Source organism: Burkholderia sp. Tr-20355, assembly GCF_017104685.1.
Classification (GTDB): domain Bacteria; phylum Pseudomonadota; class Gammaproteobacteria; order Burkholderiales; family Burkholderiaceae; genus Burkholderia; species Burkholderia seminalis.
In genome coordinates this window covers 1-6,037 of the sequence record NZ_JAAGPK010000273.1, presented here as the reverse complement: position 1 = coordinate 6,037, position 6,037 = coordinate 1, and the positions used below count along the sequence as shown (strand labels likewise).

General features: G+C 68.9%; 5 protein-coding genes. 4 read left to right on the top strand and 1 reads right to left on the bottom strand.

Features of this window, described 5'->3' with window-relative positions; all coding sequences use genetic code 11:
• Nucleotides 1–65: 65 nt before the first annotated feature.
• A complete protein-coding gene (locus G3N62_RS33855; protein WP_034189190.1) occupies nucleotides 66–2,135 on the bottom strand; it encodes a bifunctional 2',3'-cyclic-nucleotide 2'-phosphodiesterase/3'-nucleotidase in 2,070 nt (689 codons plus the stop codon).
• 253 nt (nucleotides 2,136–2,388) lie between these two features.
• Here G3N62_RS33855 and G3N62_RS33850 point away from each other — a divergent pair, with 253 nt between their 5' ends.
• The 4 genes from G3N62_RS33850 to G3N62_RS33835 all read left to right on the top strand — a co-directional run.
• The gene (locus G3N62_RS33850; protein WP_226194153.1) at nucleotides 2,389–3,582 is read left to right on the top strand and encodes an ABC transporter permease; all 1,194 of its coding nucleotides are present in this window, start codon (nucleotides 2,389–2,391) and stop codon (nucleotides 3,580–3,582) included.
• The gene (locus tag G3N62_RS33845; RefSeq protein ID WP_034189192.1) at nucleotides 3,579–4,493 is read left to right on the top strand and encodes an ABC transporter ATP-binding protein; all 915 of its coding nucleotides are present in this window, start codon (nucleotides 3,579–3,581) and stop codon (nucleotides 4,491–4,493) included. Before G3N62_RS33850 ends, G3N62_RS33845 begins: the two co-directional genes overlap by 4 nt.
• Nucleotides 4,494–4,517: 24 nt before the next feature.
• The gene (locus tag G3N62_RS33840) at nucleotides 4,518–5,447 is read left to right on the top strand and encodes an MlaD family protein (protein WP_034189193.1); all 930 of its coding nucleotides are present in this window, start codon (nucleotides 4,518–4,520) and stop codon (nucleotides 5,445–5,447) included.
• An 83-nt stretch (nucleotides 5,448–5,530) separates the two neighbouring features.
• Nucleotides 5,531–6,037 (top strand): ABC-type transport auxiliary lipoprotein family protein (locus tag G3N62_RS33835; protein ID WP_206141469.1); only part of this gene is annotated, 507 nt, incomplete at its 3' end.

The window sequence follows — 6,037 nt, the reverse complement described above, 5'->3', positions numbered from 1 at the left end:
CCGCGCGGCGGCGGCGACGCCGGTTTCGGCAGGCCGCATCGTCCGGATCGGTTGCATCGGATGTCTCATTGCGTGAGGTCGATCTCGTAGGTCGCGAGGTTCTTGCCCGAGCCGTCGTCGGCCGCGACCTGCGTGATGCCGGTCAGGCCGGCCGCCGCTGCGTCGCCCAGGCGGTTCGGTGCGGACGCGAACTGCACGTGCGCGACCGAGCTCGCGAGCTTCGTGAAGCGCCAGCTGCGCTGCGCGCCGTCGGCCGCACGCGTGATCGCGGCGCGTTTCTTGATGAACGCGATCAGCACGTCGCGGTTCGCGTCGGGCGACGCGAAGATCGTCTTGCTGCCGTCGAGGCCCGGGAAGTTGCCGCCGCCGCTCGCGCGGTAGTTGTTGGTCGCGACGATGAACTGCGCGTTCGGATCGATCGGCGCGCCCTTGTACGTCAGGTTCTTGATGCGGCTGCCGACGGCCTGCGTGACGTCGATTTCATACGCGAGGTCGGCCGACGTGAACATGTCGAAGTTGTAGCCGGGGAAGGTGCTGACGAGCGGCTGCACGGTCGCCTTGGTCGGGTCGATCCGGTTGAAGCGCTTCGCGGCCGTCTCGAGCCAGTTCTTCACGTCGGCGCCGCTCACCTTCACCGCGTACACGGTGTTCGGATACAGGTACAGGTCGGCCGCGTTGTTGATCGCGAGCGCGCCCGGCGCGACATCGGTGTAGTCGGTGCCGCCGCCGAAGCCGCTCTTGAACGGCGCGCTGACCGACAGCACCGGCAGCGACGCGTACTGCGGCAGGTTCGCCTGCACGTAGGTCTTCACGTAGTCGGCCTGCGCCTCGTTGACGATCTGGATCGCGCCCGGATCGCCGACATCCGCGAAGTACGAGTTCATCCGGTAGTCGGTCGAGCCGATCGGCGTCTTCACGTAGTCGATCGTCGCCTGGTGCTCGGCGGCGATCGCGGCGGACACCGACGGATCGGGCGCGACGTAGCTCTTGTCGGCATTCTGGATCGACCGCGCCTCGACGGTCGTCTGCGACGGGTCGACGCTCCATGTCTTGCCGTCGAACTTCAGGCCGAGCTTGATCACGCCGAGGTGCTTGCCCCAGTAGTTGGCCATCACGGTCGGCACGCCGTTGACGGTGCCCTTGACCTTGTCGACGCCCGGCAGGTTGAACTGCGACACGGTGCTGTTCGCGTCCGGGAACACCTGGTGCGAGTGGCCGATCAGCATCGCGTCGATGCCCGTCACCTTCGACAGCCACCAACTGCCGTTTTCCATCGTCGGCGAGTACGCGGAATTGTCGAGGCCGCCGTGCGAGATCGCGACGACGAGATCGGCGCCCTTCGCGCGCATTTCCGGAATGTACTTCTCGGCGGCTTCCTTCAGGCCGGTCGTGTAGACCTTGCCGTCGAGCCAGCGCTTGTCCCAGTTCATGATCGCGGGCGGTGTGAAGCCGATGATGCCGATCTTCACGGGCGCGCTGACCGTCCTGCCGTCCGGCGTCGTGGCCGTCACCGTCCGCGTCAGGATCGTGTACGGCGTGAACAGCGGCGCGTTGGTCTTCGCGCTGATCACGTTCGCGAGCACCTGCGGGAAGGTCGGGCCCGCGCACTTCTTCTGCTGGGCCGGCGCGGGCAGGCCGTCGACCTCGAACGTGTTGCCGGTCACCTGCGACAGGTACGGCAGCCCGTAGTTGAACTCGTGGTTGCCGATTCCGCCGCCGTCGAATTTGGCGGCGTTCATCACCTTGTAGATCGCGAGCGTCTGGTCGCAGCCGATCGGCTTCACGAGCGCCTGGTAGTCCGACAGCGCGGTGCCCTGGATCGTGTCGCCGTTGTCGAGCAGCAGCGTGTTCGGGTACTGCTTGCGCGCCTGCGCGATCAGCGTCGACACGCGCTCGAAACCGAGCGAATTGTCGGCGGCGAGCTTGAAATAGTCGTATGACAGCACGTTGGTGTGCAGGTCGGTCGTCTCGAGCAGCGCGAGCGTGGCCGTCGTACCGACGGGCGTCTGGGCCTGCGGCTGTGACGGTTGCGTGGCGGTGACGTCGTCGCCGCCGCAGCCGGCGAGGGCGAAGGCGAGGCTGGCGAGCGCGGCGGCGGCCGGTACGTGGCGGCGGGAAAACGGGGGGAAGCGCATCGGTTGTCCTGTTCGGTGTTCTGTTTTATGAAACGCGAGGGATGCAGCGAATGGCGGCGCGGCGCGCCGACGGCCTGATGTGCGGCGCGAGAGAGTATCGAAAGGAAACGTGACGGAAGAATGAAAGGTCGCGACGCCGGCAGCGGTCAACCGCCAACCGGCGGCCGGCATCGGGCCGCGGCAGAAGGCGGCGCCGGGCTGGCCCGGACCGGGCGGCCGCGGCGGGGCGCCCCCGCCCGGTGCGGTCGCGGAAATCGTCACGTCGCGGCATCGGGCGGTTCGCTACAATGGCCGCTGTCATCCTTTTGCAAACAACCTGCCCTTGGACTTCGAGACTCCTCCCGGCCTCTCGGTCGACGCCGGCGGCCAGGGCCAGACGGTGCGCCTGTACGGCCAGTGGACCGCGCTCGCGCTCGCGCGCAATCGCGGCGCCGTGGCGCGCCGCATCGCGGGCATCGCCACCGGCCGCGTGAGCGAATGGGATCTGTCCGGCATCGAGCGGCTCGACCACGTCGGCGGCCAGGCGCTGTGGCGCGTATGGGGGCGCAAGCTGCCGGCCGGCGTCGCGCTGAGCGCCACGCAGCGCACGATCTTCGAGCGCATCGAACGGCTCGACAGCGGCCGCGAGGCGCCGGAGCGGCTCGTGCGCGTCGATCCCGTCACGCGGCTCGGCCAGGCGATCTTCGCGTTCGGCGAGCACCTGCAGGGCGGCATCGCGATGTTCGGCCTCGTGATCCTCGATGCGCTGTCGGTGCTGCGCCGCCCGCGGACGATGCCGTGGAAGGAAACCTCGGCGAACATCTACAGCGCCGGCGCGCAGGCGCTGCCGATCACCGCGCTCGTCGCGTTCCTGATCGGCATCGTGCTCAGCTACCTGTCCGCGCAGCAGCTGCAGATGTTCGGCGCGAACCGCTACATCGTGAACATCCTCGGGCTGTCGGTGATCCGCGAGCTCGGCCCCGTGCTGTCGGCGATCCTCGTCGCGGGCCGCTCCGGCTCGGCGATCACCGCGCAGATCGGCGTGATGCGCGTGACCGAGGAGCTCGACGCGATGCGCGTGATGGGCATCCCGCACGGGCTGCGGCTGATCCTGCCGCGCGTGCTCGCGCTCGGCATCGCGATGCCGCTGCTCGTGATGTGGACCAACATCATCGCGCTGACGGGCGGCGCGCTGGCCGCGAAGCTCGTGCTCGGGATCGACGTCAACTATTTCGTGCGCTCGCTGCCGGGCGTCGTGCCGATCGCGAACCTGTACATCGGCGTCGGCAAGGGCGTCGTGTTCGGCATGCTGATCGCACTGGTCGCGTGCCATTTCGGCTTCCGGATCAAGGCGAACTCGCAGAGCCTCGGCGAAGGCACGACCACGTCGGTCGTGTCGTCGATCACGGTCGTGATCCTTGCCGACGCGGTGTTCGCGATCCTGTTCCAGAACGTGGGGCTCGGATGAACGCATCGAACGAAACGACCGCGCATGCGGCGGCCATCGGCGCCGGGTCGGTCGGCCCGCGGCCGGCCGGGGAGGCCGACGCCGGCGACCTCGTGATCGAGGTGCGCAACCTGACCAAGCGCTACGGGCGCAACATCATTCACCAGAAGCTCGACTTCGACGTGCGGCGCGGCGAGATCGTGTCGATCGTCGGCGGCTCGGGCTCCGGCAAGACGACGCTCGTGCGGCAGATCCTCGGCCTCGAGCGGCCGACGTCGGGCACGATCAAGGTATTCGGCGAGGATACGGCGACGATCGACGACGCGAGCGCGCGGATGATGCGCACGCGCTCGGGGATGCTGTTCCAGCAGGGCGCGCTGTTCTCGTCGATGACGGTGTTCGACAACGTCGCGCAGCCGCTGCGCGAGCTTGGCCGCGTGCCGCCGGACCTGCTGCACGACATCGTGATGCTGAAGCTCGAGATGGTCGGCCTGCCGTGCAAGCACGCGTCGAAGATGCCGGCCGCGCTGTCGGGCGGGATGGTGAAGCGGGTCGGCATCGCGCGCGCGATCGCGCTCGAGCCCGAGCTGCTGTTCCTCGACGAGCCGACGGCCGGCCTCGATCCGCAGGCGTCGGACGAATTCGTCGAACTGATCGCGACGCTGCACCGCACGCTGGGGCTGACCGTCGTGATGGTGACGCACGATCTCGACACGATGGTCGCGCTGTCGACCCGCGTCGCGGTGCTGGCCGACCGCAAGGTGCTGGTCGCCGCGCCTGTCGAGGAGGCCGCGAACGTCGACCATCCGTTCATTCACGAATATTTCCTGGGGCTGCGCGGGCGCCGCGCATTGCAGGCGCTGCCGCCCGAGCGGCGCGCGAAGCTGCCGAAGGCGGCCCTCGAACCGGCGCTGTCGAGCGTCGAGCTGTAACAGGCAAGGACAAGGAACCCTCTGATGGAAAACAAATCACATGCGTTCTGGGCCGGCCTGTTCACGATCGCGCTGACGCTCGCGATCGCGGGCACCGTGTTCTGGTTCAACGTCGACCGCACCGTTCGCGTGCCGTACGACCTGCTCGCGCGCACCAATGTGACGGGGCTGTTCCCGGACGCGGCCGTGCGTTTTCGCGGCCTCGACGTCGGCAAGGTGCAGTCGATCGGTTTCGACCGCACGCATCCGGGCCAGATCCGGATCCGCATCCTCGTCGACCACGACGCGCCGATCACGCAGTCGACCTACGGCAGCCTCGGCTTCCAGGGAGTGACGGGCATCGCGTTCGTGCAGCTCGAGGATACGGGGCGCGACCTGGCGCCGCTGCCGTCGTCGGCGAAGTCGATCGCGCAGATCCCGATGCGGCCGAGCCTGTTCGACCAGATCCAGGAGCGCGGCGACGTGCTGCTGCGCCAGCTCGAGCTGGCGGCCAAGAGCGCGAACGCGCTGATGTCGCCCGAGATGCGCGAGCAGTTGCGTGCGACGGCAGAGAGCCTGCAGCACGCGGCCGACGGCGCGGCGACGCTGACGAAGCAGCTCGGTCCGGCGGTTACCGCGCTGCCGGAGACGATGCACGAGGTGAATCGCGCGATGGCGTCGGCGAACACGCTGCTGCAGCCGAACGGGCCGCTCGTGTCGAACCTGAACAAGGCCGGTACGGCCGCCGAGCAGGTCGGCGTCGCGCTGAACGACCTGAACGCGCGCGTGCAGTACGACACGCTGCCGCGCTTCAATTCGCTGGCCGGCAGCGTCGGCGACGCGTCGCGGCAATTGAAGGACGTGGCCGGTGAACTCGGCCGCAACCCGCGCAGTCTGTTGTTCGGTTCGCCCGGCGCGGCGCCGGGGCCCGGCGAAGCAGGCTTCGTCTGGCCCGGTGCGACCGCCGGGAAATGAAGCGCGCATCCATCGACCGTCCGGCCGGAAACGGCCGGGCCATGACGCCCATCGAAACCGGAAACCTCATGCAGGAACATGCCATGCCACGAATCCTTGACCGCGCGCTGCGTCCCGCCGCGGCCGCGCTTGCCGTGCTGACGCTCGCGCTGGTGGCCGGCTGCGCCGGCAACAGCGCGGTGCTGTCGAATGTTCGCTACGACCTCGGGCCACCGTCGTCGGTCGTGACGGCCGGTTCGGGCCCCGCGCTGAAGGTGCTCGACGTCGTCGCGCCCGACGCGCTCGACTCGGACAAGTTCGCGTACCGCCTTGCCTACGCGGATGCGCAGCACGTGGCCGCCTATCGTGACAGCCGCTGGACCGCGCCGCCCGCGCAACTGCTCACGCAGCGGCTGCGCGGCGCGCTGTCGTCGCGCGGCGCGGTGCTCGAGGGGGCCGACGGCGTGCGCGCGCCGACCCTCAAGGTCGACCTGAACGAATTCGAACAGGTGTTCGACGGGCAGTCGCAGAGCCACGGCGCGGTGACCGCGCGCGCGACGCTGACGCTCGACGGCAAGGTGCTCGGCCAGCGCACGTTCGTCGCGCGGGCA